The sequence below is a fragment of the Actinokineospora globicatena genome, assembly GCF_024171945.1.
In the GTDB taxonomy this organism is placed as follows: domain Bacteria; phylum Actinomycetota; class Actinomycetes; order Mycobacteriales; family Pseudonocardiaceae; genus Actinokineospora; species Actinokineospora globicatena.
Genome location: NZ_JAMTCR010000002.1, coordinates 330,216 through 352,466, shown reverse-complemented (window position 1 = coordinate 352,466; position 22,251 = coordinate 330,216). Strand labels below are relative to the sequence as shown.

The following is a 22,251-nucleotide window of genomic DNA, read 5'->3' as shown; positions in this document are numbered from 1 at the left end:
TCTAGGCTGGGCGGTATGAGCCGGTTCGTCGACATGCTGCTGGACACCGCGCGCACCAGGGGCGAGCGCAAGGGCATCACCACCGGGGAGCCCAAGGAGGCCGTCCGCCACACCTGGGGGCAGGTGCACGAGCGCGCGCTGCGGATGGCGGGCGCGCTGGTCGCGGGTGGTCTCGGCAGGCACGGCGCGGTGGCGGTGCTGGCCGCCGAGCCGGTCGCCATCGCCCCCGCGGTGCAGGCGGTGTGGCTGGCGGGCGGCAGCGTCACCATGCTGCACCAGCCGACCGCGCGCACCGACCTGGCCGAGTGGGCGCACGACACGGTCCGCGTGCTCACCATGATCGACTCCAAGCTGGTGCTGCTCGGCGCGCCGTTCGACCAGTTGGCCCCGCTGCTCGACGAGCACGGCATCGGCTACCTGCGGCTGGCCGACCTCGACTCCGGCGACCCGCTCGCCGACGTCGTCCCGGTCGGCGAGGACGCGCCCGCGCTGCTGCAGCTCACCAGCGGCTCCACCGCCGACCCCAAGGCCGTGCGGATCACCCACGGCAACCTGTTCTCCAACCTGACCGCGATGGTCGACACCGCCGAGATCGACACCGAGGTCGACGTCATGGTGTCGTGGCTGCCGCTGTTCCACGACATGGGCATGGTCGGCTTCCTGACCGTCCCGATGACGGCGGGCATCGAGCTGGTCAAGGTCACCCCGGTCGAGTTCCTCGGCGGCCCGCTGATCTGGGCCGACCTGGTCTCCCGCTACGGCGGCACCATCACCGCCGCGCCCAACTTCGCCTACGCGCTGCTCGGCCGCAGGCTGTCCGGAGTGGACGACGAGGACAAGTACGACCTGTCGTCGCTGCGGTTGGCGCTCAACGGCGCCGAGCCGATCGACGAGAAGGCGGTGCTCTCGTTCACCTCGGAGGGCGCCCGGTTCGGCCTCCGCGCGGAGTGCGTCTTCCCCGCGTACGGCATGGCCGAGGCCACGCTGGCGGTGTCGTTCGCGCCGCTGTTCACCGGGCTGACGCTCGACCACGTCGACGCCGAGAAGCTGGAGTCCGACAACCTCGCCGTACCGGCCGATGTGGACTCCGGGCGCGCGTTCGCGGTGCTGGGCAAGCCGTTGCGCGGCATCGAGGCCGAGATCGTGTCGCCCACCGGCGAGGTGCTCGGCGAGCGCCAGGTCGGCGAGATCCGCCTGCGCGGCGAGGCGGTGACCCCGGGCTACCTGACCGTCGACGGTCCACTCGCGACCCAGGACGCCGACGGCTGGCTCGCCACCGGCGACATCGGCTACCTCGTCGACGGCCAGATCGTCATCTGCGGCCGCCGCAAGGACGTGATCATCCTCGGCGGCCGCAACATCTACCCGACCGACATCGAGCGCGCCGCCTCCACTGTGGAGGGTGTGCGGGCCGGGAACGCGGTCGCCGTCCGCATCGACGCGGGCTCCCGCCGCGAACGCTTCGCCGTGGTCGTCGAATCCCGCCTCGCCGAAGACGACACGGCGGTGAAGGTGCTGCGAAAGGACGTCGCGGCCCGGGTGTTCGAGGCCGTCAACGCCCGCCCCGTCGCCGTCGTGGTCCTCAAGCCGGGCTCCCTCCCGAAGACCCCCTCCGGCAAACTCCGCCGCGCCGCGGCAGGCGAACAGGTGGCGGCGACCATCAAGTCGGCCGAGAGCTGATCCGCTGTCCACTGTGGACGCTTGAGCGCCTTGTCCACCCCGGTCGCCCGCCGATTCGGGCGACTTGGGGTCGGACGGGTGTTGGCCGTCGGCGCTTGGGGCTCTGACCTGGGGATCTGTGGTTGCTGCTGCCGTCAAATTCCCTCTGCTGGGTGACAGAAGTTATCCACATGTGGATCTCTCCGGGGCCCGTTTCAAGATCGCCTGTCGGTGGGTCCCGGTAGACTGGCCCAGGGACGCCCCCCGGAGAGGGTGGGGGCCGGGCCCAGGTTGTGGTGGGGCGGCGGGGGTCGTCAAGGGGGTTCGCCCGAAGGTGTGATGGGGGCCTGGGTGGCCGTGGCCGGGACGGCGTCGGACATGGTGGGGGCGGCGTCGCTGGGGTTGCTGGGACGGCGAGGGATCGGTCAGTGATGGGTTGATCGCTGGCGGTGCGATTGGTGAGGCAGCGCGGCGGTGCGGGTGTGGAGCGGAGTTGGCGGCGGCCAAGCCACAATTCGCAGCGGGCGAGTGACCACCCGGCTGTAGGACGGAGCGAGGGCGCGGTGGCCCCGGCTGCGGGTGCGTAGCTGGGACTGGTGGCGGCCCGGCTGCGGGTGCGCTGGGGCACTGGTGGCGGCCCGGCCGAGGGGTGCGTGGCGGGGACTAGTGGCGGCCCCGGTGTTGGGGACGGAGCGGTGGCCCCGCTGTAAGACAGAGCTGGGCGAGCGGCGGCCAGTCTGCGGGCGCGGGGCGAGCGCTGGCTTGGCTGTGAGGATGGAGAGGGGCGAGCGGCGGCCCGGCTGTGGGTGCGTAGTGAGGGCGGGCTGCGGGGGAGAGCGGCGGCCGTTGTGGAAAGCCCGAGTTCTCCACGTCTGGTCCGACCGAGCTGAACGGCGCGGGGTTAGCGGCGGCGGCGGAGTTCGGTTAGCCAGGCGGATTTGATGGCGTCCACGGCGTCGGGGTGGTAGCCCTGGCCGGGGTAGGCGGAGAGGCCTAGGCGGAGGTTTTCGACCTGGTCGGCGGTGGGGCCTGCGCCGTGTTCGTTGGCGGCTCGGTCGAGGAGGTGGGCCAGGCGCTCGACGTCGGTGGGGTGGTAGCCGCGGGTGCCGGGGGGTGCGGGTGGGAGGGGGAGGTACGGGGCCTCGGAGTTGGCCGGGATGACCTTGAGGGCGTCCTCCGCCGCGCGGGCCTCCAACTCGACGGCGACCGAGTCCAGGAACTCGTCCACCTGGTCCTCGTTGTAGCCGCGCTTGACCAGGGGGGCGGCGTCGAACTCGGCCTCGCGGACCTCGGTGACGGTCAGCTTGCCGCGGCCCTCCAGGGCGGCCTCGACCTTGTCCAGGAACGCGTCGACCTGGTCCTCGTGGTAGCCGCGCTTGCCGAAGGGGGCCTTGTCGAAGGTCACCGCGCGCACGGCGTCGGGGGTGAGGGACAACCGGGGCCTCCGTCAGGTCGCGTGGAAGGTGTTCTGCGCCGCCTCGATGCCCTGCTCGACCAGCGCGGCCACCGCGTCGGCGCAGGTGTCCACCTCGAACGCGAGTTCCTTGCGCTCGGTGGTCGAGAAGTCCCGCAGCACGAAGTCCGCTGGGTCCATCCGGCCAGGTGGGCGCCCGATGCCGAAGCGCACCCGATAGTAGTCCTTGGTGCCCAGCGACTTGGTGATCGAGCGCAGTCCGTTGTGGCCGTTGTCGCCGCCGCCCAGTTTGAGCCGGACGGTGCCGAACGGCAGGTCGAGCTCGTCGTGCACCACGGTGATCCGGTCGGGGCCCGCCTTGAAGAACTTGGCCGCGCCCGCCACCGGGCCGCCGGAGAGGTTCATGAAGGAGCGCGGCTTGACCAGCACGACCCGCTGGTCGCCGAGCCTGCCCTCGACCACCTCGGCGCCCGCCTTGTGCGCCTTGAACCGGCCGCCGACCCGGGCGGCGAGCTCGTCGACGACCAGGAAGCCGATGTTGTGCCGGTTGCCCTCGTACCTGGGCCCCGGGTTGCCGAGGCCGACCACGACCATCGGCGCCTCGTCCGCCATGTCCCCTCCTCGCGCACCTGCCGACAGCACGGTGCCCCGGACCCTGAGCGGGGGGACCGGGGCACCGGGGAAGCGTAGGGGATCAGCTCTCGGTGGAGCTCGACTTCGGCTCCTCGACGACGCCCGCGCCCTCGGTGTCCAGCTCGGCCTCGAGCTGCGCGGCGGTCGGCGCCGGGTTGACCGCGAGGACCAGGGCCTCCGGGTCGGTCACCAGCACGGCGCCCTTGGGCAGCTCGACCTGGGCGGCGGTGATCTGGGTGCTCGCCTCGACGCCCTGGATGCTGAGCTCGACCTGCTCGGGGATGTGCAGCGCCTCGACCTCGATCAGCAGGCTGGTGAGGTCCTGGGTGACCAGGGTGCCGGGCACGGCGTCGCCGGTGACCACGATCGGGATCTCGACGGTGACCTTCTCGCCGCGCTGGACCAGCAGCAGGTCGACGTGCTCGATGTAGTTCTTCAGCGGGTGCGTGGTGACCGTCTTGGTCAGCGCCAGCTCGGTGTCCGAGCCGATGTTGAGGGTCAGCACCGCGTTCTGGCCGTGCTCGCGCACGACGCGGGCGAACTCCAGGCCGGGCAGGGCCAGGTGCTTGGGGTCGGAACCGTGTCCGTAGAGCACGGCGGGGATCTTGCCCGCACGGCGGGTGCGGCGCGCGGCGCCCTTACCGAACTCGGTGCGCTGTTCGGCGGCCAGACGTACCTCGGACACGGTGGTGCTCTCCTTGCGATCAGCAGTGCGGCGGGGGCGCGACTTCACAGTCGGGGCGGGTGGCCTGCGGCAAGGGGCACGGGAGGCAGTGAGACGCCACGGTTCGAAGAACCGAACCGCCACGTCGATCACGCCAGGCGCGATGCCCGCCTCGCCGAGGCAACTCGAATAGTTTACGCACGCGTCACCAGCGGGGCGAACCCGGGGGTCGCCCCGCCGCGCGGTGCGCTCAGGCGTCGCCGTCGAACAGCGACGTCACCGACCCGTCCTCGAACACCTGCTGGATGGCGCGGGCCAGCAGCGGGGCGATCGAGAGCACGGTCATGCCGGGGTAGCGCTTGTCGTCGGGGATGGGCAGCGTGTTGGTGAAGATGACCTCCCGCGCGCCGCTGCCCTGCAGCCGGTCGCGGGCCGGGCCGGAGAGCACGCCGTGCGTCGCGGCCATGACCACGTCGGCTGCGCCCTCGTCGAGCAGCTGGCGGACCGCCTTGGCGATCGTGCCGCCGGTGTCGACCATGTCGTCGATGACCACGCACAGCTTGCCCTCGACCTCGCCGACCACCCGGTTGGCGACGACCTCGTTGGGCCGCAGCGGGTCGCGGGTCTTGTGGATGAAGGCGATCGGCACGCCGCCGAGGTCGTCGGCCCACTTCTCGGCCAGCTTGGTGCGGCCCGCGTCCGGGGAGACCACCACGATGTTGTCGGTGGCGTAGTTGTCCTTGATGTAGCGGGCCAGCGTGTTCTGCGCGAACAGGTGGTCGACCGGGCCGTCGAAGAAGCCCTGGATCTGCGCGGTGTGCAGGTCCACGGTCATGATCCGGTCGGCGCCCGCGACCTTGAACAGGTCGGCGATGAGCCGCGCGGAGATCGGCTCGCGGCCCTTGTGCTTCTTGTCCTGCCGCGCGTACGGGTAGAACGGCATGATCACGGTGATCCGCTTGGCGCTGGCCCGCTTGAGCGCGTCGACCATGAGCAGCTGCTCCATGACCCACTGGTTGATCGGGGCGCAGGCGCTCTGCATGACGAACGCATCGCAGCCGCGCACCGACTCCTCGAACCGGACGAAGATCTCGCCGTTGGCGAAGTCGTAGGCCGACTGCGGGGTGATGCTGACGTTGAGGTGCTTGGCGACCTCCTCCGCCAGCTCCGGGTGCGCCCGGCCGGAGAACAGCATCAGGTTCTTCTTGGGGGTACCGGCCTTGAAGCTCATCCGTTGACCTCGCTGGTTCTGTCGGCGGGGAGTGCCCGTTGCGCCGCGTCCGCGGCTGCCGTGCCCGGGCGGCGGCGCACCACCCAGTTCTCGATGTTGCGCTGGGGGGTCCCCGAGACCGCGAGCGCGCCCGGCGGCACGTCGCGGCGCAAGACCGTCCCGGCGCCGCTGTAGGCGCCGTCACCGATGGTGACCGGCGCTACGTACATGTTGTCCGACCCCATGCGCACGTGGGAGCCGACAACTGTGTGGTGCTTGTTCACCCCGTCGTAGTTGACGAACACGCTAGCCGCACCGATGTTGCTGTGGTCACCGATCGTGGCGTCACCCACATAGCTCAGGTGCGGGACCTTCGACCCCACCCCGATGTCGGCGTTCTTGGTCTCCACGAAGGTGCCGATCTTGCCCCGGGCGCCGAGCTTCGTGCCGGGCCGCAGGTAGGCGAACGGTCCGACGCTCGCGCCGTCGCCGATGAGGGCGGAGGAGCCGTGCGTGCGGACGACCTCCGCGCCGTCGCCGACGACCACGTCGGTCAGCGTGGTGTCCGGTCCGACCAGGGCGCCCTCACCGACGGTGGTGGCGCCGCGCAGCTGCGTGTTCGGCTCGATCCGCGCGTCGCGGCCGAGGGTCACGCCGAGCTCGATCCAGGTGGTGGCCGGGTCGACGACGGTCACGCCGGCCCGCATCCAGGCCTCCACCGTGCGCCGGTTGAGCTCGGTGCCCAGCTTCGCCAGCTGCACCCGGTCGTTGACCCCCTCGACCAGCCACGGGTCGGCGCACACCAGCGCGCCCACCCGGCGGCCGTCGGCGCGGGCGGTGCCGAGCACGTCGGTCAGGTACAGCTCGCCCTGGGAGTTGTCGGTCTTGAGCCGCGCCAGCCCGTCCACCAGCACCGCGGCGTCGAAGGCGTAGACCCCGGAGTTGACCTCGTCGATGGCGTGCTGGGCCTCGGTGGCGTCCTTGTGCTCGACGATCCGCTCGACGGTGCCGTCCTCGGCGCGCACGATCCGGCCGTACCCGGTGGGGTCCGGCACCCGCGCGGTCAGCACGGTCACCGCGTTGCCCTGCTCGGCGTGCTCGGCGAGCAGCGCGGTCAGCGTGGGGGTGTCCAGCAGCGGGACGTCACCGTAAGTCACCAGCACGGTGCCGGTGACCGCGCCGAGCGGGGCCAGCCCGCAGGCGACCGCGTGACCGGTGCCGTCCTGGGTCTCCTGCACGGCGGTGGTCACCTCCCGGCCGAGCGCGTCGGCGACCCCGCCCAGGTGCGCGCCCACGGCGGTCCTGCCGTGCCCGAGCACCACGACCAGGTGGTCGGGGTCCAGGCCGGCGGCCGCCCGCACGGCGTGCTCGACCAGCGGCCTGCCCGCGACCGGGTGCAGCACCTTCGGGGTGGCCGACCGCATCCGGGTGCCCTCCCCGGCGGCCAGGATGACGGAGGTGACCTGACCCAGGCGTGCACGATCGGGGGAGGTTGTAGACATCGCGCTCCCTAGCATTGGCGAGACAAGGCGGAAGGGACCGCCGTCGGCGGGGTATCGCGCGCACGACTGGCGACCGGTGCCGAATCCTACGTGGTCTCCGGGAGCACCCACGCCGGGTCCAGCCGCTCGCCGTCCGCGCGGTCGGTGTCCGGTTTCGCGTCCTCGGTGCCGCCGTCGCCCTCGCCCGCGTGGATGGCGACGATGTCGTTGCCGCCGCCCCGCTTGGCCTGGTACATCGCGGCGTCGGCCCTGGCCAGCGCGCGGACGGCGGTCTCCTGTGGACGCAAGGACACCACGCCGATGGACAGCGTAACCCCGTGCGAGAGGTCGTGCGGGAGACCGGCGACCGCGGTCAGGGCCCTGCGCAGCGCCGCCTCGGCCGCGGTGAGCGGCGCGCCGGGCAGCAATACGATGAATTCGTCGCCGCCGTAGCGGGCCACCATGTCGCTGCCGCGCAAGGCATCGCGCAGCGTGCTGGCCACGACGCGCAACACGTCGTCGCCCTCCGCGTGCGACATCCGGTCGTTGACGCCCTTGAAACCGTCCAGGTCGACCAGTGCCACGGCGAGCGGGTGGTTGGCCGGTGACCCCGCGAGCGTCTCCAGCCGTTCGTCGAGCGCGCGCCGGTTCGGCAGTCCGGTCAACGGGTCCTGCAAGGCCTGCCGGGCGATGGCGCCGTGCATGCGGGAAAGCCGTTCGTGCTCACGGCGGGTGTTGAGCGTCGCGATCCGGGACTCGCGCATGTCCCAGAGTTGGGCCTCCAACTCGGTCGCGTAGTGCTCGAGCGCGCCGGTGGTGCGCTGGCCGCCCTCGGGGCCGGAAAGCCGTGCGTACTCGCGGATCAAGCACAACCGCAGCGTCGGTTCGGCCGCCTCGTGGTACATCCGCGACCGCGCCTCGCCGAGCACCTCGACCGCCTCGTCCTCGCGGCCCTCGTGCTCCAGGCACCTGGCGAGCGACACGGCGACGATGACCAACTCGCGCGGGTACCGCAGCGACGCCGAGAGCCGCTGCAGCCGGTTGATGTGCGCGCCGGAGGGCTGCGCCAGCGCCAGTGCCGCGCCGATGATCGGGTTCTGGTCGGCGGCCGAGAGGTTCGGGTCGCGCGGGAACAGCGACTCGCGGAACGGGGCCTCGACCGCGACCGCGATCGCCGCCGCGGTGGCGAACCGCTCGGCGGCCCGCTCGTCCTCGCCGATGCGCTCGAGCCGCAGTCCCCAGCCGACCAGCAGCCGGGCCCGGTTGATCAGGTGCACGGAGATCAGGTGCGGCCCGGCGCTGGCCCGGATGCACTTGTTGGCCCTGGCCATCACCTGGTCGGCGACCTCGTAGACGCCGAGCTGGGTGAGCACGGTGCCGATGTCCATCAGCGTGGCCGCCATGATCATGTCCCAGTTGCGGCCGCCGAGCAGCACGTCCGGGGTGATGTCCTCGTCCAGCATGGCCAGCGCCACGGCGGCCTCGGTCAGCGCCGCGTCCTCGGCACCGGCCAGCAGCAACCGGCGGCCGCGCAACGCGTGCGCGTCGGCCTGCAGCACCACCAGGCCGTGCCTGCGGGTGTGCGCGAGCATCTCGTCGAGCAGGGGCTCCGCCGAGTCGGCGAGCTCGTTGTTGACCACCCGGACCGCGACCGCGGAGCGCAGCAGCTGGGCGACCATCCTCGGCTCACCGCGGTGCTGGGCCTCGGCGAGCAGCCGGTCGACCTCGTCGGTGTGCCGGATCCGCTCGGCGATCGGGCTGACCTGGATGACCGCGAGCAGCTCCCGTGCGCGCCCGACCAGCCAGGCGTCGGAGCGCTCCTCCAACGCGGGCAGTTCGCCTGGGTCCCGCTGCTCGTCGTCCACGTGCGGCGCGGCACCCCCTCGTACGCGTCTGCTCGGTGCTGAGTCAGGGCTGTTCTGGGAGAGTGACTCAGGTGTGACTTGCTCCGCCGCCAGGATTCGAACCTGAACCATTGGAACCAAAATCCAAGGTGCTGCCTTTACACCACGGCGGATCGCGAGCGGTGTTCGCTCACAGTGGGGAACATCGTGGCACGAGGGTACCCACCGGGGCAGCCCTACCCGGGCGATTGGCCCCCGCTCGCGTCCGTTCGGGTGTTAGCGGACTCACAAGATCCGCAGCGGTGTCACCGAACGGGGCGGTATGTGTGCGGACCGTCGTTCACCAGGTCAGCGACGCTGAGCGACCCCGGGGGCCGGGTCGGGTGGCGCACGACCCGGGCACTGGCGCGCGGGCCGGATCGTTCCTTACGCTGTCGTAGGTTACGGCGCCGTAGGTAAGCCGGGCCTTAGTCCGCAGGCCCCGGGTTCGGAGAGAGGGACACCATGACGAGCACGCTCGACGCCACCACGGATCAGCCGCCCACGGGGCGGAAACCGATGTTCGAGGGCAAGCGCACGCTGACCTCGCGGATCGCCGTGTACATCTTCATCCTCGTGCCGTTCGCCGCGCTGATCGCCGCGGTGCCGCTCGCCTGGGGCTGGGGACTTGGCTGGGTCGACATCGCGCTCGCGGTGTTCTTCTTCTACTTCTCCGGCCTCGGCGTGACCGTCGGCTACCACCGGCTGTTCACCCACGGCTCGTTCAAGGCCAAGCGGCCGCTCAAGATCGTGCTCGCGGTGATGGGCAGCATGGCCGTGCAGAGCCCGCCGACCACCTGGGTCGCCGACCACCGCCGCCACCACGCGTTCTCCGACCGCGAGGGCGACCCGCACTCGCCGTGGCTGTTCGGCACCTCGCCGATGGCGCTCGCCCGCGGCTTCTGGCACGCGCACATGGGCTGGATCTTCGACAACGACGTGACCAACAAGGAGCGCTTCGCGCCGGACCTGTTGGCGGACAAGGACATCGTCCGGGTCAGCAAGCTGTTCCCGCTGCTGACCGTCGCCACCTTCCTGCTGCCCGCGCTGCTCGGCGGCCTGCTCACCTGGTCGTGGTGGGGCGCGGTGACCGCGTTCTTCTGGGCCAGCCTGGTCCGGGTCGCGGTGCTGCACCACGTGACCTGGTCGACCAACTCGATCTGCCACATGATCGGCGAGCGCCCGTTCGCCAGCCGCGACAAGGCAGCCAACTTCTGGCCGCTGGCCATCCTCAGCTTCGGCGAGTCGTGGCACAACCTGCACCACGCCGACCCGACCTGCGCCCGCCACGGCGTGCAGCGCGGTCAGATCGACACCTCGGCCCGGCTGATCTGGATCTTCGAGAAGCTCGGCTGGGTCAGCGACGTGCGCTGGCCCACCGAGGCCAGGTTGGCCAAGCTCAGCGTCCGCTAGCGCGCGGGGCGGTGCCGGTCGACCGACCCGCACCGCCCGCCCCGACCCCCTAGGCTGTGCCGGTGCCGAGAAAGATCGAGACCCCCCGCGTCCGGATGACCGGCAAGGAGCGCAGGCAGCAGCTGCTCGACGTCGCCAGGTCCCTGTTCGCGGAGAAGGGGTTCGACGGCACCTCGGTGGAGGAGATCGCCCACCGCGCCTCGGTCAGCAAGCCGGTGGTGTACGAGCACTTCGGCGGCAAGGAGGGCATCTACGCGGTCGTCGTCGACCGCGAGATGGAGACCCTGCTCGAGGGCATGACCAACGCGCTGTCCGAGGAGGAGCACCCCAGGGTGCTGCTGGAGCGCGCCGCACTGTCGCTGTTGGACTACGTCGAGAGCAGCACCGACGGCTTCCGCATCCTGGTCCGCGACTCCCCGGTCGCCACCACGACCGGCACCTTCTCCAGCCTGCTCAACGACATCGCCAGCCAGGTCGAGCACATCCTCGGCGTCCAGTTCGCCCGCCGCGGCTACGAGCCCAAGCTCGCCGCGCTCTACAGCCAGGCCCTGGTCGGCATGGTCGCCCTCACCGGCCAGTGGTGGCTGGAGGCCCGCAAACCCAAGAAACTCGACGTCGCCGCACACCTGGTCAACCTCGCCTGGAACGGACTGTCCAACCTGGACGGAAAACCAGTCCTGCAAGGACGGTGACGGCGGGCCCCGTGGTACCACCACGGGGCCCGCCAGCTCCGACTACCTCGGAGCCTTGCCCTTCACCGACTTGATCTCCACCCGCTCGGTCCCCGGCCTCGTGCCCGCCGCGAACTGCTGGCTGGAGTTGTACGCCTCGACGTACCACAGGTACGAGCCCCCGTAGCCGTCGCGGAAGAACACCCGCTGCTCCACACCGGACGCCTTGGCCAGCACCGGGTCACTCGCCGCCGGGTCCAGGTTGGTCGCCCACGAGCGCCACGTGCTCGAGCCGGGCACGGTCTGGCCCCCGCGGTACACGTAGCCGTCGCTGCCGCGCACGGCGACCTCGACGATGCCGTGCGTGTTGAGGATGGCGCTCGGCGAACCCGCGTAGGTCGCCTGGGACGCGCCGATCTCGGTCCACCCCGCGGTGAATCCGGACGCGGTCTCCTTCTGGGTGTGCAGCTTGCCGTCCGCGGCCCGGACCACGAGCTGGACCTTGCCGTCGGCGAACACGACACCGGCCGGGGCGGACCCGACGGTGACACCGGCGGCGGTCCGCGGCGCCGAGGCCACGCCGTTGACGACCTTGCTCACCGCCGCCGCGTTCGACGTGGTGCGGTAGACGACCTCGAAGTCGTTGCCGTTGGCCAGGACCGCGAAGTCCGCCGTGATGGTCGTGCTGCCCGCGAGCCGCCACGGTGCGAACGCCTTGGTGGCGGAGAACTGCTTGGACCACCAGAGCTTGCCCGCGCCGTCGACCGCGAAGGCCGAGAGCAGGCCGTCACCGCCGCGCACCAGGGTCGGGCTGTTGGCGAAGGTGCCGCGCTGCGACACCGCCGCCGTCCACGGCGCGGTGATCGGACCGGTGCGGGCCGAGGTCCTGGTCTGGGCGTCGGTCGCGTTGACCGCCACCACCAGCGCGCCGTCCGAGCCGACCGCCAGGCTCGGCGTCCCGGTGTAGCTGGGCCCGGTCAGCGCCGGGTCGAAGGTGATCACCGGGCTGTTCTGCGAGGACTGGCTGCCCAGGTAGAGCTGGTTCTGGTCGCTGACGTAGGCCGCGTCGAGCTTCTGCGTGCCCGGGTTGTAGACCAGCGCGCCCCGCTCGCTGTTGGGCCCGGCGGGCGTCACCGCCGGGACCGTCGGCGGCGCGACCGCGGTGCACGCGGTGATGTCCGCCGTGATCTCGTTCGCGCCGTCCCAGGCGAGCAGGAACTCCTTGGTGACACCGCGACCGCTGAGTGCGAACAGCTTGGCCGCCGGGTCCCAGCGGTACCAGAACACCCCCGAACCGCCGGTGAGGCCGAGGATGATGTCGCCACCGGGCGAGACGAGCTGCTTGAAGCCGTTCCACCCGGTGCTCAGCGAGGTGCCGTAGTCCAACCACCGCCTGCTGGCGACGTCGTAGTGGAAGCGGTACACGGTCCCGTCGCCGATGGAGCCGTCGCGGGCGTAGATGACGCCGTTGCCCGCGGCGAAGACCTGGTTGTAGCGGCCCCAGCCGTAGTCCAGGGTCTCGTGCGTCCAGGTGCCGCCGGAGTCGCGGCGGGAGCGGACCAGTTCCGAGTTGTCCTTGACCCAGTAGAAGTCACCCGCGGCGTCGACGGTGATCCGGTAGCGGTTGGCGGGCTGGTCGAACCCGGTCCAGCCGGTGCCCTTGAGCAGCGAGACACCGCCGTCGGTCCAGCCCGACGCGCTCCACTGGTGGCTGCGCAGCTCACCGGCCGGGGTGATGAAGTAGATCAACCCGCCAGGCCCGCGCAGCACCCGGTTCGCCCAGCCGGGGCCGCCGCCGATGCTGGTGATGGCGCCCTTGCGGCCGAAGTAGCCGACCTCGACCTCCTCCTGGCGGTTGAGCGTCAACCCGCCCGACGCCCCGGTGGAGTGCAGGTCGACCTGCGGTGCGCAGACCACGTCGGTGGCCAGGCTGCTCGGCGAGCAGGCGTCGATGGCGGGGGCGAACTCGTCGACCCCGGTCCACCAGCCCGCGAGCAGCGTCTTCTCCGCGCCCGCCGGGTTGTTCGCCCACGCGGCCTGCGTCGGCCGGTAGCGGTACCACCAGAGCTCGCCGTTGGTGCGCAGCGCGTAGATCACGTCGCCGCCGCCGGAGGCCAGCTGCTTGAAGCCGTTCCACCCGTCCCCGACGACCAGGTTGTTCTGGGTGAAGGTGTTGGTGACGTGGTCGTAGACGAACCGGTACAGCTTGCCGGTGCCCTCACCAGGTGCCCTGGCGTAGAGGACGCCCTTACCACCGGCGAAGACCTGGTCGAACCGGTCCCAGCCGGACTGCAGCTCGCGCTCCTGCCAGGTGTAGGTCGACCCGGTCTGGGTGTAGGCGTGCCAGCGCAGCTTGCCGTCCGGCTTCACGGTGTAGAAGTGGTCGTTGGCGTCGACGGTGATCCGGTAGTGCTGGGCCGCGGTCTGCCAGCCGGTCCACCCGGTGCCCACGAGCACCGACTGGCCGCCGTTCTCCCAGGCGCCCGAGGGCAACCAGCGGTGCCTGGCGACATCGCCCGCGGCGTTGAGGTGGTAGACGTACCCGTTCGGCCCAGTCAGCACCCGGCCGTTCCAGCCGTTCCCGATGCCCTGGCTGACCGGGATGGAGGCGATGCCGGACTCCGGCTCGTCGTGGGTGTACAGCTGTAGACCATCGCCACCGCTGAGCGCGGTGAACAGGTTGACCGACGGCGCGCACGTGCTGGTGTCCAGCGCCGCGGCCTGCGTGCCGACGCCGACCAGCACGGGTATCCCCACCGCGCCGACCAGGGCGGCCAGCGCGAGTCGGGCCGAACGCGTGAATCTGCCCATCGACTCCTCCACTTCGTCTGCATTTTCCTTGACACGACAAATGGCGTGCGTTATTTACGGGACCCGCCCGCTAAAGATGATCTTCCCCAGGTGAATCGTCGACTCAGCACGTCAGTGTGCGGCAGCGTGGCGCGACCCGGAAGTGCGCGGTGTGCCACACCGGCATTTTGTGGAAATCCCCGGTTGGCTCTTGTGGTACGTCGGGCGGTCCGCTTAGTGTCGCTTTACCTGCTCTTGACGGCTGGGGCTCGATCGCGGGCTGCTTTGGTGAGCGCTACTTCTGGGGAGAAGTCACATGAACCGCTCTGGGTTTTCGCGCGCCCGTTTGCCCAAGGCGCTCGTCGGGATGTTCGGCCTATTCCTGGTCTTGGTGCTGGTGGGTGGGGTGGTCGGCCCGTCCTACCCGTGGAGTTCGTGGACCCTCGGCGAGGACGGGCAAACGGCCGCCGACATCCGTGCCGGGCTGGAAGAAGCGCGCGCCAAGGCGGCGCAGCAGCGCTGGGGCACCGCGGACGGCCTGTCCCCCGAGGCGGACCAGGCCAAGGGCAACTGGGGAATGCCCGAATCGGAGCAGTCCAAGTACCCACCGCCCAAGTTCCCGGCGATCGGCGCGGGCGCGCGCAACGCCGCTGCCGTGTTGTCGCCCCCCGCGGCCAAGGCGGGGTTCAACTCCTCGACGAGCGAGGAAATCGCTGAGCGGCGCGGCAGGACCGAACGCGTCTACCGCAACGCCGACGGCACCCAGACCACCGAGTTCAGCGCGACCCCGCTCAACTACCAGCGCCCCGACGGCAGCTGGGCCCCGGTCGACCCCACCCTCGTCGCCGACGGCGCGGGGTGGCGCAACGCCGCCGACCAGCTCGGCGTCCGAGTCGCGAACTCCGCGGCGGCCGACGAACTGGTGACCGTGAAGCTGCGCGGTGGCACCGAGTTCGGCTACCGGCTGGCCGGGGCTCGCCCGGTCGCGGGCGCGCACGCGGGGTCGAAGATCACCTACACCGGGGTGGCCGAGCAGACCGACCTGGTGCTGGAGTCGCTCGCGGGCACCGTCAAGGAGACCATCGTGCTGCGCGCGGCCACCGCGCCGCGCTCCTGGCAGTTCCCGTTGCGGCTCAAGGGCTTGACCGCCAAGGTCGTCGACGGTGATGTCGTGCTCACCGACGCCGCGGGCGCCGAGCAGGCCCGCATCCCCGCCGGTCACATGGTCGACGCGGCAGGCGCCGTCTCGGCCGCCGTCGGCTACCGGCTCGTCGGCCAGGCGCTTGAGGTGACCGCCGACCCGGCGTGGTTGGCCGACCCGGCGCGCGCCTACCCGGTGCTCGTCGACCCCAGCGTCACCGAGATCCGCGCCAACACCAGCATGTACGTCGCCGGTGGCAGCCGCGTCAACGCGCCGAGCGAGCTGCGGATCGGCTACAACGGCGTCCGCAACGCCTCCTACATCGCCTTCGGCGACATCGGCACCCGGCTGGCCAACCACAAGGTCTTCGGCGCCGCGCTGCAGGTGGTGAACTTCGATTCGACCACCTGCCAGGCGACCCCGCTGACCGTGCACGAGGTCAGCCAGGCCTGGGGGAGCAGCGGCGGTTGGCCGGGTCCGGCGTTCGCGGGCACCCCGATCGCGGGCGCGTCGTTCTCGCACGGGTTCATCCGCCTCGGCCAGACCCGCTCGGCCTGCCCCGCCGCGGGCGAGCTCATCGACTTCGGCGTCGCGGGCACCGACCTGGTGCAGCGCTGGGCCAACGGCGCGGCCAACCACGGCATCACGCTGCGCGCGCACGAGACGAACCCGTCCGGTTTCAAGAAGTTCACCGGCACCGCCTCGGCCAACCCGCCCCGGCTGTTCATCACCCACAGTCCCTACAACGCCCGCTACGCCATCGACCAGCCGATCCCGAACCCGCCGGTCACCAGCGTGCAGAGCGGCGTCGTCAAGATCAAGGTCACCAACACCGGGTCCGGCACCTGGGCGCCGGGCACGCACGCCATGGCGTACAAGGTGTTCAACGCCGACACCGGCGCGCACCTGGGCACCGAGCAGAACTCCGGCACGCTGCCGACCTCGGTCCCGCCCGGCGCGACCGCGACCGTCGACGCCACCATCTCGGCCCGGCCACCGGGCAATTACGTCCTCGACTTCACCATGCGGCACAACGGCGTGCTGTTCACCGACGAACAGGTGGCGCCCGCCCGCATCTCGCTGCAGGTCTTCAACATCCCGCCGGTCATCGGCGAGCAGTACCCACCCAGCGGGCACAGCGTGGAAACACTGCACCCGCAATTGTGGGCTCGCGGTCAGGACCACGAGAACGACCCGTTGCAATACCGTTTCGAGGTCTGCGAGAAAAGCCCGCAGAACACCCCGGTCAACTGTTTCAGCTCGGCCAGGGGAGACGCGCCATATTGGACGCTCGCCGGTACCGAGCTGCGCTGGGACAAGGTGTACCTGTGGCGGGCGTTCGCCTGGGACGGCCATTCCGAGAGCGAGGCGCTGCCGTTCTCGGCGCTGCTGACCTCGGTTCCGCAGCCGGAGATCACCTCCCGGCTGGGCACCGCGCCCTACACCGGCAACGGCCTGGGCTTCGACCCCATGGCGGGCAACTACACCACCGCCGCCATCGACGCGGCCGCCGCGGTCGTCGGGCCCGAGCTCAACGTGGCCCGCACCTACAACAGCCTCGACCCCCGGTCGGACCTGGCCTTCGGCGTCGGTTGGTCCACCCGCTACGACATGCGGGTCGCGCCGGACGCCGACGGCAGCGGCAACCTGGTGGTCACCTACCCCGACGGGCAGCAGGTCCGCTTCGGCCGCAACCCCGACGGCAGCTTCACCCCGCCGCCCGGTCGGTTCGCCACCCTCACCGAGGTCCCGCCCGCCCAGTCCGGCGGCTGGAAGCTGGTCGACAAGGACCGCACCGTCTACCAGTTCCGCGCCGAGGGCCCGCTGCGGCTCATCACCGACAGCGCGGGTCGCGCCGTCGAGCTGCTCTACGACGGCAACGGTCGGCTGGTGCAGGCGCTCAGCCTCGCCAGCAACCGCACGCTCGGCTTCACCTGGGGCCCGGAAGGGCACATCACCGAGGTCAAGACCGACCCGCTCAACGGCACCCGGCTCACCTGGGTCTACCGCTACGACGCCGACCGGCTGATCGAGGCCTGCGACCCGACGACGCAGTGCACCCGCTACGAGTACGAGCTCGGGTCGCACATGCGCAGCGCGGTGCTCGACTCGCGCCCCGAGTCGTACTGGCGGCTCGGCGAGCCGGGCGGCACCGAGGCCAACAGCCAGATCGGCGTCAAGCTGGGCAAGGACAAGGCCACCTACGCGGGCCTGCTCCCCACCGACTTCGCCTACCAGGACGGCGTGCCGACCGGCCCCGGTGACACCGGTGTGCGGCTCAACGGCGCCGCGCACGTCAAGCTGCCCGACCGCACCGTCAACAAGCACCGCGACTTGTCGATCGAACTGTGGTTCCGCACGGGTGCCGCCGGTCCGCTGGTCGGCTACCAGGACAAGGCCGTCGGGCAGACCCCCGGCACCGGTGTCCCGGTGCTCTACGTCGGCCAGGACGGCAAGCTGCGCGGCCAGTTCCGCACCGGCTCGATCGCGCCGATCACCTCCGTGGGTGTGGTCAACGACAACTCCTGGCACCACGTCGTGCTCACCGGTTCGCTGGCGACGCAGACGCTCTACCTCGACGGCGTCGCGGTCGGCACGCTGAGCGGCGTCATCGACCACTCCCGGCTGGAGTTCGCGCAGCTCGGCGCGGCGCACGTGATCGGGTCGTGGCCGTCGATCGGCGCGGGCGCGAGCACCATCACCGCCTCGGTCGACGAGGTCGCCTTCTACAGCAGGCCGCTCGGTGCCACGGCGGTGCAGGCGCACTACCGGGCCCGCCTCGGCGGCGCCCAGGTCACCAAGGTGAAGCTGCCCAGCCTGCGGGTCGCGGCGAGCATCACCTACGACACCGCCAACGACCGCATGCGCGAGTACGTCGACAGCGACGGCGGCCGGTGGCAGCTCGGCGCCCCGACCGTCGGCGGCTCGGAGACCAACATCATCCGCAGCGTGCGGGTGGTCGACCCCGGCGACCGGCCGCAGTACTACGACTTCGACGGGCTCAAGGGCCGCGTCCTGCGCCAGGTCACGCCGATCGGCACCGGACCGCGCCCCGAGGACATCGTCGGCCGCGACTGCACCACCGACAGCAACGGGATCGTGTCCTGCGACGGGCTCGTGGTCAGCCTCGGCGTGCGGCTCTTCGGCTACGACGAGTCCGGCTTCCAGACCACCGTCGTCGACGAGGACGGCAACAAGGTCGTCCTGGAGCACAACGACCGGGGCAACCTGCTCACCAAGACCAGCTGCCGCACCGAGGGCAACTGCCAGAGCACGCACTACGAGTACCAGGCGCCGACGGCGGACCCCACGGACCCGCGCACGGACAAGCTCATCGCGACCCGCGACCCGCGTTCGTCCGGTCCCACAGACAACACCTACCGCACGGCCTCCGAGTACACCGCGTTCGGTGACCTGGCGAAGGAAACCAGCCCAGACGGCACCTTCACCACGCACGCCTACACCGACGGCACCAGCACCGCTGTCGGCGGCGGCCTGGAACCCGCCCGGCTGCTGAAGTCCACAACGGACCCGCGCGGCGCGGTCATCACGAACAAGTACTACGCCAACGGCGACCTCGCCGAGACGATCGCGGCATCCGGTCTGCGCACCACCTACGGCTACGACGCGCTGGGCCGCAAGACGACCGAGACCGAGTTCTCCGACAGCTTCCCGGCCGGTCTGTCCACTTCGTACACCTACGACGTGCTCGGGCGGGTCACCGAGGTCCGCTACCCGCCCGTCACCAACACCATCAGCGCGCAGACCAAGCGGGAGAAGGCGCGCACCGAGTACGACGCCGACGGCAACACCACGCTCGCCGAGCTGATCGACGAGAGCGACGCCAGCCAGACCAGGACCTCGCGCTTCGAGTTCGACCAGTTCGGCCGGATGACGAAAGCCGTCGGGCCCGAGGGCAACGAGGCCAGCTACGGCTACGACTCGTTCGGCAACCGCACCTGGGCGGTGGACGCCGACGGCGTCAAGGTCCTGACCACCTACACCGCGCGCAACAAGGTCGCCCAGGTCCGCCTGGTCGGCTACCACGGCAGGGCGGTCACCCCCGGCGCCACCGAGGTCCCGCCGCTCGACCCCGAGCAGACCGTGCCCGACCTGGTGCTGGAGGCCAACCAGTACGACCACTCCGGCAGGCTCGTCGTCCAGCTCGACGCCATGGGCAGGCGCACCAGCTTCCTGTACAACGGCGACGGCACGGTCAAGGAGATCCGCGCCAGGGCGGACAACCAGCCGCAGACCGCGGACGTGGTGCTGCAGCAGAACACCTACGACGCCGCGGGCAACCTGACCCAGCAGGTCGGCGTGGGCGGCAAGCTCACCACCCACGAGTACGACAGCACCGGGCGGCGGACCGCGTCGACCCTGGAGCCGAGCACGCTCAACCGGCGCACCGAGTACCGCTACGACCCCGCGGGCAACATCACCCAGGTCGCCCGGTTCGGCGCGCACTCCAACACCGGTGCGTTCAGCGCCAGCTTCGGTGAGGTCGTCGACTTCGAGTACGACCTCGCGGGCCGCCAGACCGCCGAGTCGCTGCGCGGACCGCAGGGCCCGGTGACCACCCGCACCAGCTACGACCAGCGCGACCTCACCACGAAGGTCGTCGCACCGCGCGGCAACGTCGCGGGCGCGGTCGCCGCGGACCACACCACCGACTACACCCACGACAGCCGGGGCCGTGTCGTCTCCGTCGCCTCGCCGCCCGTGCTCACCGAGCGCAACGGCGCCGCGGCGACCCTGACCCGGCCGACCAGGACCACCGGGTACAACGCCTTCGGCGACGCCACCGAGGTCCGCGACGCGCTCGGCAACGTCGTGCGCACCACCTACGACAAGGCGGGCCGCTCGGTCCGCGTCGAGTCGCCGTCCTACCTCGCCCCCGGCGCGAGCCAGCCGGTCGTCAGCGCGCTGCAGGTCGAGTACGACGGCATGGGCCGGGCGGTGAAGTCCACCAACGGCACCGGCGCGATCAGCCGCAACTACTACGACCAGCTCGGCCGGGTCGTCGAGCGGCAGGACCCGGACGCGGTCACCCCGGCCAACCCCGGCGGCAGCTGGCGCTACAGCTACACCCACACCGGTGAGCTGCTGGCCAGCACCGACCCGACCGGCGCCGAGACCCGCACCACCTACGACCAGTTCCGCAGGCCGCTCACCTCGACCCAGATCGAGCTGCGGCCCACCGCGGCCAACTACGAGACCAAGTACGAGTACGACGCCGCGGGCAACCTCGCCAAGGTCACCTCGCCGACCAACGACGTCACCACCTTCGGCTACGACAAGCTCGGCCAGCGCACCAGCGCCACCGACGCGGCCGGGGTGACCACCCAGTTCGGCTACGACGGCTTCGGCAACCAGGTCTACCAGCGCGACGCCCTGGGGCGCGCCAGCTACACCAAGCTCGACCAGGCGGGCAACAAGGCCCAGGACGTCGCGCTCAACCCGGCCGGGCAGATCCTCGCGGCCCGCCGCTACACCTACGACATCGCGGGCAACCTGCTCACCGCGGGCGACGCGTACAACAAGCTCACCCGGTTCACCTACGACGCGCTCGGAAACGTGACGCAGCGGGTCGAGCCGGTGACCGACACGACGTCGATCACCACGTCGTTCGGCTACGACGCCGAGGGCAACACCACCCGGTTCACCGACGGGCGCGGCAACGCGACGATCTACACCCACAACGCCCTCGGCAAGCCGGAATCGGTGATCGAACCGTCCACTCCGGCTCACCCGAACGCGGCGGACCGCACGTGGACCGCGGCGTACGACGCGGCTTCCCGGCCCACGTCGATCACGCAGCCGGGTGGTGTCGTCCGGCAGGTGACCTACGACGGTCTCGGTCGGATGGTGCGGGAAACCGGAGCAGGCGGCGGTTCCGCCACGACCCCGGACCGCGTGCTGGAGTACGACGCGGCCGGTCGCACCACCAAGGTCAGCGCGCCGGGGAGCTCGAACACCTACGCCTACAACAACCGCGGCCAGCTCACCTCGGCCACCGGTCCCTCCGGTGACGCGACGTTCGCCTACGACGGGTCCGGCAGGCTCACGTCCCGTGTGGACGCTTCCGGGACCACCGGGTTCACCTACACCGCGGGCAGGCTTTCCTCGGTGCAGGAGGGGATCAGCGGCCTCGGCATCGCGTTCGGCTACACGAACGCGGGCGAGCTGGGCACGATCAACTACGGCTCCGGTCGGGTCCGCACCTTCGGCTACGACGACTTCGGACGCGAGACCTCCGACGTCACCAAGAACTCCGGCGGCGCGACGGTCGCGTCGATCGGCTACGAGTACGACCTCAACAGCAGGCTGACCAAGAAGACCACCGCGGGCACCGCGAACGCTGGCGTGCAGACCTACACCTACGACCAGCTCGGCCGCACCCTGTCCTGGACCGCCGGGGCGACGACCACGAACTACACGTGGGACGCCTCGGGCAACCGGGTCCAGAACGGCGCCAAGTCAGCGGTTTACGACCAGCGCAACCGCGTGCAGTCCGATGGGGACTACACCTACACGTACACCGCGCGCGGCACGCTCGCCTCGCGCACCAGCTCCGGGTTCACCGAGAACTTCACCTTCGACGCCTTCGACCGCCTGGTCGGCGTCGGCGCGGTGTCCTACACCTACGACGGGCTCGACCGACCGGTCACCCGGGGCGGGTCGACGTTCAAGTACGCGGGCTCGGAGATGGACCCGGTGTCCGACGGGGTCTCCACCTACGGGCGCGGCGCGGGCGGCGAATTGCTGTCGCTGGCGCAGGGCGCGGACAAGCGGTTGCTGTTGTCGGACAAGCACGGCGACGTCGTCGGCGGGTTCGACCCGGCAACCGCGCTGACCTCCCTGCCCGACTCGACCGCGTTCGACCCGTTCGGCAAGCGCACCGCGACCACGGGCACCAGCCGCAGCGTCGGCTACCAGGGCGACTGGACCGACACGTCCAGCGGTCTGGTCACCATGGGTGCCCGTTGGTACAACCCGTCCACCGGCTCGTTCGTCAGCCGCGACACGCTGACCGTCGGCGGGCCGGGCTCGGCCGGGTACAACCGGTACCTCTACGGCGTCGGGTCACCGCTCAACGGGTTCGACCCGACCGGGCACGGCTGGCTCAGCGACCTCGGGCACGGGCTGCTCGACGTCGCGGGCATGATCCCCGGTGTCGGCGAGGTCGCCGACGTCATCAACGGCGCCTAGTACCTCGCCGAGGGCAACTACCTGGACGCGGGCCTGTCCTTCGCCGGTGCCATCCCGTTCGGCGGCTGGGGCGCCACCGC

At 71.0% G+C, this 22,251-nt stretch carries 11 protein-coding genes and 1 tRNA gene; 4 read left to right on the top strand and 8 right to left on the bottom strand.

The window, feature by feature from the left end; genetic code table 11:
• Positions 1-15 precede the first annotated feature (15 nt).
• Positions 16-1,680, top strand: a complete 1,665-nt coding sequence (locus tag LV79_RS01635; protein WP_253831406.1) for a fatty acyl-AMP ligase — start codon at positions 16-18, stop codon at positions 1,678-1,680.
• Positions 1,681-2,560: 880 nt separating this feature from the next.
• On the opposite strand, the gene LV79_RS01630 is transcribed toward LV79_RS01635, so the two are convergent.
• The 7 genes from LV79_RS01630 to LV79_RS01595 all read right to left on the bottom strand — a co-directional run bounded on the left by LV79_RS01630 (position 2,561) and on the right by LV79_RS01595 (position 9,078).
• Complete coding sequence (locus tag LV79_RS01630) at positions 2,561-3,094, bottom strand: DivIVA domain-containing protein (protein WP_285470573.1); 534 nt, start codon at positions 3,092-3,094, stop codon at positions 2,561-2,563.
• A gap of 12 nt (positions 3,095-3,106) precedes the next feature.
• Positions 3,107-3,685, bottom strand: coding sequence for an aminoacyl-tRNA hydrolase (pth, locus tag LV79_RS01620; protein WP_253831405.1), 579 nt, complete (start codon positions 3,683-3,685; stop codon positions 3,107-3,109).
• A gap of 82 nt (positions 3,686-3,767) precedes the next feature.
• Complete coding sequence (locus LV79_RS01615) at positions 3,768-4,391, bottom strand: 50S ribosomal protein L25/general stress protein Ctc (protein ID WP_253831404.1); 624 nt, start codon at positions 4,389-4,391, stop codon at positions 3,768-3,770.
• Between the two features lie 229 nt (positions 4,392-4,620).
• On the bottom strand, positions 4,621-5,601 hold the full coding sequence (locus tag LV79_RS01610; protein ID WP_253831403.1) for a ribose-phosphate diphosphokinase: 981 nt from the start codon (positions 5,599-5,601) through the stop codon (positions 4,621-4,623).
• Positions 5,598-7,082: a bifunctional UDP-N-acetylglucosamine diphosphorylase/glucosamine-1-phosphate N-acetyltransferase GlmU gene (glmU, locus tag LV79_RS01605; RefSeq protein WP_253831402.1), complete on the bottom strand. Its 1,485-nt coding sequence runs from the start codon at positions 7,080-7,082 to the stop codon at positions 5,598-5,600. The genes LV79_RS01610 and glmU overlap by 4 nt, the downstream gene beginning before the upstream one ends.
• Positions 7,083-7,168: 86 nt before the next feature.
• Positions 7,169-8,926 (bottom strand): GGDEF domain-containing protein, encoded by a 1,758-nt coding sequence (locus LV79_RS01600; protein WP_253831401.1) that lies wholly within the window; start codon positions 8,924-8,926, stop codon positions 7,169-7,171.
• Positions 8,927-9,007: 81 nt separating this feature from the next.
• Positions 9,008-9,078: transfer RNA gene (locus LV79_RS01595), tRNA-Gln, on the bottom strand.
• 331 nt (positions 9,079-9,409) lie between these two features.
• Here LV79_RS01595 and LV79_RS01590 point away from each other — a divergent pair.
• Both LV79_RS01590 and LV79_RS01585 read left to right on the top strand, forming a co-directional pair.
• Positions 9,410-10,357 carry an acyl-CoA desaturase gene (locus LV79_RS01590; RefSeq protein ID WP_253831400.1) on the top strand — a complete coding sequence of 316 codons (948 nt, stop codon included), beginning with the start codon at positions 9,410-9,412 and terminating at the stop codon, positions 10,355-10,357.
• A 95-nt stretch (positions 10,358-10,452) separates the two neighbouring features.
• Positions 10,453-11,049 (top strand): TetR/AcrR family transcriptional regulator, encoded by a 597-nt coding sequence (locus tag LV79_RS01585; RefSeq protein WP_253835665.1) that lies wholly within the window; start codon positions 10,453-10,455, stop codon positions 11,047-11,049.
• Positions 11,050-11,091: 42 nt separating this feature from the next.
• Here the strand turns inward: LV79_RS01585 and LV79_RS01580 are convergent, their stop codons facing one another.
• Entirely contained in the window at positions 11,092-13,839 is a 2,748-nt protein-coding gene (locus tag LV79_RS01580) for a tachylectin-related carbohydrate-binding protein (RefSeq protein ID WP_253831399.1), read from the bottom strand.
• 295 nt (positions 13,840-14,134) lie between these two features.
• On the opposite strand from LV79_RS01580, the gene LV79_RS01575 reads away from it, so the two are divergent.
• Positions 14,135-22,171 (top strand): LamG-like jellyroll fold domain-containing protein, encoded by an 8,037-nt coding sequence (locus LV79_RS01575; RefSeq protein ID WP_253831398.1) that lies wholly within the window; start codon positions 14,135-14,137, stop codon positions 22,169-22,171.
• Positions 22,172-22,251: the final 80 nt, after the last annotated feature.

Excerpts from the sequence above, each read along its gene's own strand:
- LV79_RS01635 (WP_253831406.1), top strand. The coding sequence starts at position 16 with ATGAGCCGGTTCGTCGACATGCTGCTGGACACCGCGCGCACCAGGGGC.
- pth (WP_253831405.1), bottom strand. The coding sequence starts at position 3,685 with ATGGCGGACGAGGCGCCGATGGTCGTGGTCGGCCTCGGCAACCCGGGG.
- LV79_RS01610 (WP_253831403.1), bottom strand. The coding sequence starts at position 5,601 with ATGAGCTTCAAGGCCGGTACCCCCAAGAAGAACCTGATGCTGTTCTCC.
- glmU (WP_253831402.1), bottom strand. The coding sequence starts at position 7,082 with ATGTCTACAACCTCCCCCGATCGTGCACGCCTGGGTCAGGTCACCTCC.
- LV79_RS01590 (WP_253831400.1), top strand. The coding sequence starts at position 9,410 with ATGACGAGCACGCTCGACGCCACCACGGATCAGCCGCCCACGGGGCGG.
- LV79_RS01585 (WP_253835665.1), top strand. The coding sequence starts at position 10,453 with ATGACCGGCAAGGAGCGCAGGCAGCAGCTGCTCGACGTCGCCAGGTCC.
- LV79_RS01580 (WP_253831399.1), bottom strand. The coding sequence starts at position 13,839 with ATGGGCAGATTCACGCGTTCGGCCCGACTCGCGCTGGCCGCCCTGGTC.
- LV79_RS01575 (WP_253831398.1), top strand. The coding sequence starts at position 14,135 with ATGAACCGCTCTGGGTTTTCGCGCGCCCGTTTGCCCAAGGCGCTCGTC.